The organism is Nostoc favosum CHAB5714 (genome assembly GCF_020829495.1).
Classification (GTDB): domain Bacteria; phylum Cyanobacteriota; class Cyanobacteriia; order Cyanobacteriales; family Nostocaceae; genus Nostoc; species Nostoc favosum.
Genome location: NZ_JAIVFQ010000211.1, coordinates 1 through 4,010, shown reverse-complemented (window position 1 = coordinate 4,010; position 4,010 = coordinate 1). Strand labels below are relative to the sequence as shown.

The window sequence follows — 4,010 nt, the reverse complement described above, 5'->3', positions numbered from 1 at the left end:
TTTCAATCACAGCCGCTAGAATAGCTGGCGCTTTGTCTGAAACCGGAATGAATAACCGCTTGCGCCAGTTGATGATCTCGGTGAAACATCCAACAGCTAAGAGTCGCTCTGCCAGTGAGATAGCATTAACTAGTTCTATGCGAGGTTCATTAGCAACGAAAGACCGCCGCAGCATAATTCCTCCTGGTAGTTGCTGTGTATATCTCTCGTTCAGTACCAGCGAAACAAGTTCTTCAGGAGAAAGCACCTGATTTCTTAGTCCAAGTTGTTCGCGCACGGTTTGAATGTCGTGAGCATTCACCACTCGACCGAGAATCTTTTGTCCATCGCTGGTTTGTAGTCGGAATACTCGGCTATTGTGCTGCGGCAGGATTTTCCAGATGGGCAACAAAATACCGGTGACTAAATGCAGGTAATCAGTTGTGAACTTGGGCAGTGCATCTATTTCAATAGACCACCCTGCGACGAACGCATCGACATAAACCGCTTTCCAAGTGGAAGATTCTAAATCCTTGACTGGTATACGGGTTTCTTTTTGGGGACGGACGAGTAACACTCTTGGTACAACACCACCATCAGCGTCGTAGATACTATGTGTCGGAATTGACACAGCAGCATGACCAGACTTGGTGTTAACCATCAATTTCCCCTGGTACATACTGGCAAACTCAAGCATTTCGTCAGCCGTTCTGATGTTATTCTTCTGAGTGCGTTCTATCTTGAGATAGTTCGTTACGCTACCAGTGACAGGATGTGTGTACACAGTTTCACGGTTTTCGACGGTAAATTTCTCAGCCCGTAAAGTTTCCACACCCATCTCATAGACACCAGCCGCGATCGCTGCTTCAATCTGCTGACTTAGCAATAACTCAAAACGCTCGAAAATGACGTTTTGCATATCGATGCGTAAAGCCAGCAGCCGATTAAGGAATTGCCGTAGTGGTGGGAGATCGATCTTCATCCCGCCTTCGTGGGAAGTCAGCGATAAACCTGTCATTTGCTCGAAAGTGCCGAGTGACACTTCATAAAATCGACCTTGGAAGATTTGCTTAAATAACTCATACAAAGCGTGTTCTGCATACTGAGATTCAAGATTATCTTTAGCCTCAAATATCCCATTGCTACCCGTCTGCCGTTGACCACGAGTAAGAGCGCCCAAGCTATCCAGCCTTCGAGCGATGGTTGAGATAAAGCGGCGTTCACCTATAACGTTAGTGGTAACAGGTCTAAACACGGGCGCTGATGCTTGGTTTGTGCGATGCGATCGCCCAAGTCCTTGAATTGCGTTGTCTGCTCTCCAGCCAGCTTCAAGCAGGTAGTGCGATCGCCGCCGACGATTCGCAGCATTTAGATCAGCATGATAACTTCTGCCTGTCCCACCAGCGTCACTGAAGATGAGGATTTGTTTGTCTCCCTGCATAAACGCAGCAGTTTCAGCAATATTCACCCCAGCACCGCGTGAATCCACGAACAAACGTCCAGATTCATCTTTTAACACCCGTTTGCTACGACCTGTAACTTCAGCCACTTGCTTGTGACCAAAATGCCACAGCAATTGTTCTAATGCGCCGGGGATGGGGTCAAGGCTTGCCAGTCGATCAACTAGAGCATCTCTCAAGGCTACAGCTTCTTGGGAGATAACTGGAGAGCCATCGGCATCAAAGGCTGGCTCGGATCTTTCTTCTCCATCAACACCTGAATGGATTGAATGGAGATAAATGGGGAAAGCACTCATCAAATAATCCATAACATATTCCCGTGGAGTCAGGTCAAGATTGAGATCCTGCCATTCTTCGGGTGCAACTTCATTGAGTCGGCGCTTAAGCAACTCCTCATTAGTTGATACAATTTGAATAACAATGGCGTTGCCCGCAGCTAAATCCTCTTCAATTGCTTTAATTAACTGCGGACATTTCATGCCAGTCAACAGATGGTTGAAGAATCTTTGCTTGTGCGACTCGAACTGAGACACCGCGCTCATCTTTGCAGCACGGTTGTAAGTCTTGGAACTAGAGATATTACAAGCTTCCAGGGCTTTGTCTAAATTATGGTGAATAACTTGAAAAGCATCGGAATAGCTATTATAAATCCGTTCTTGCGTTGGCGTTAACTCAATGTCTTGAGTCTGATACTCCACCCCCTCAAACGAGAGGCTCCGCGCCAGATACAGTCCCAAAGCCTTGAGATCCCTGGCTACGACTTCCATCGCGGCGATACCACCGCCCTCAATGGATTCCACAAAATCCTCACGGGAGGTAAACGGAAAATCTCCAGTCTGCCAAAGCCCCAGACGATTTGCGTAAGATAGGTTAGAAACCTTCGTCGCTCCAGTTGCAGAGACATAGACAACCCGTGCCTGCGGTAATGCGTTTTGCAACCGCAGCCCAACAATGCCCTGTTGTGATGCACTCACTAAGCCGAGCGCACCCTCAACTGCCATCGCATTGCCCATGCTGTGGCACTCGTCATAAGCGATCGCTCCCTCAAAGTCAATGCCAGCCCATTCAACGATTTGCTTGAGCCGACTTTTGCCGTTATGAAGTGAGCGCAGAGTTGAGTACGTGCAGAACAGAATGCCTTGGGTGAAAGGGATGGGGTCGCCAAGTTTGATGTTACTGAGGTCGATAATGTCTTTTGCATCACCTCCTAAAGCACACCAGTCTCTACGGGCATCTTCAATTAAGGCAGAACTTTTAGATACCCAAATTGCTTTTCTGAGCCCCTGACACCAATTGTCTAATATAATACCTGCACACTGTCGTCCTTTCCCTGCTCCCGTCCCATCGCCTAAAATATTCTCTGATGTTTTAAGTTTTTTTTGAGCTAATGAAGTAAAAGTACCCGTTTTTAGCTATGGACTTTAGCATAACCAGCACAAATATAACAAAAGCAAGGCTAGATTCGAGCCTATATTTATGCAGCTTATACTAACACTATATTTTTGTGAATTATCGAAGATATTGAACATTCAACATAATATTGGATGAAAAATTAGCAAGCTCAAGCCTAATAGTATAGCTTTATTTTATAAAACTATCTATGGGCAATCTTCACCTGAAACTTTGCTAAATAACAAACGATTTCTTGTTATCCATTCACCCCCACTTTCATGAATAAGAAAAGTTTTAATAAATTGCTCTAAAGTAGTAAGCTTGTCAAAGTTAACATCACAGGTGTATTTTATTCCAAACTTATCTATTACATAAAGTTGATATTGTATTTTAATTTGATATGTCCACCCATATTTATATAGTAAAGAATGATTGGTTCGGTACTCATGCAAAGCTTCATTGATCATAGTAGCTATTTCAGACTTGCTTGCGTACCAAGTTATTAACTCTGGTTCTAACCCTAAGTCATTAGATAGGAGAAAAAAACTTTCAAAAATCTTGTTTAGTGGCTTTTTCATTTGCTGTCAATTGTATATTATTTGCATTTATAAAGAAGTAAGACTTATCTAAATTAAGCAAAAGTTATAGGATAAAAGACAATAATTTGTGTTAAATACGTAGAATTCAGAAAATAATACTCATGAATACGATTGCATAGGGTTTATTACTTCTCTATCTCCCCAACTGTAGAAGAATGCCTGTTGTTCTCCCCATCCCATCCATTCTAAAATCCCTCCTCCAGCACGGTCAGCAAACATAACAGCTGCTGTAATCCGTAAAGTCTTAATATTACATTGAGCATTAATAGTACGCAGACATACTTTTTTAACAACATTATAAATAAAGCGAGTACTAACAGGTTTCAAATGACGAGACTTATGGTTAGGTGCAATTATAAGAAATTGATTATTAAGATTTTTAAGCTGTTGTAAACGTTGAGCCTCGAAACGTTCTAACAGAGGTTTTAGCCATTGACTTGCAGCTGAAGAAAACGGGAGCATCCCAGTTTTTGAAGTGGCTCAAACCGACAATAATCCATTGAGGTAGGCACAGCGATGGGCTAGGACTTGAGGTACATTTTCTCGCTTCCACTGCGCTCCGGAAATCTTAGTTCGACGG

The 4,010-nt window shown here is 43.4% G+C and carries 3 protein-coding genes; all 3 read right to left on the bottom strand.

Going from position 1 to position 4,010, the window contains the following annotated elements; translation table 11 throughout:
- The coding region (locus LC586_RS41810; protein WP_229491280.1) for a strawberry notch family protein at nt 1–2,743 on the bottom strand (2,743 nt) is incomplete at its 3' end.
- Between the two features lie 294 nt (nt 2,744–3,037).
- Nucleotides 3,038–3,409 (bottom strand): hypothetical protein, encoded by a 372-nt coding sequence (locus LC586_RS39830; RefSeq protein WP_229491279.1) that lies wholly within the window; start codon nt 3,407–3,409, stop codon nt 3,038–3,040.
- A 120-nt stretch (nt 3,410–3,529) separates the two neighbouring features.
- Nucleotides 3,530–3,892, bottom strand: a complete 363-nt coding sequence (locus LC586_RS39825; RefSeq protein WP_229491278.1) for a hypothetical protein — start codon at nt 3,890–3,892, stop codon at nt 3,530–3,532.
- Nucleotides 3,893–4,010 lie beyond the last annotated feature (118 nt).

What these genes read in the sequence shown, in the direction of transcription:
- LC586_RS39830 (WP_229491279.1), bottom strand. Translation starts at nt 3,409, where the DNA reads ATGAAAAAGCCACTAAACAAGATTTTTGAAAGTTTTTTTCTCCTATCT.
- LC586_RS39825 (WP_229491278.1), bottom strand. Translation starts at nt 3,892, where the DNA reads ATGCTCCCGTTTTCTTCAGCTGCAAGTCAATGGCTAAAACCTCTGTTA.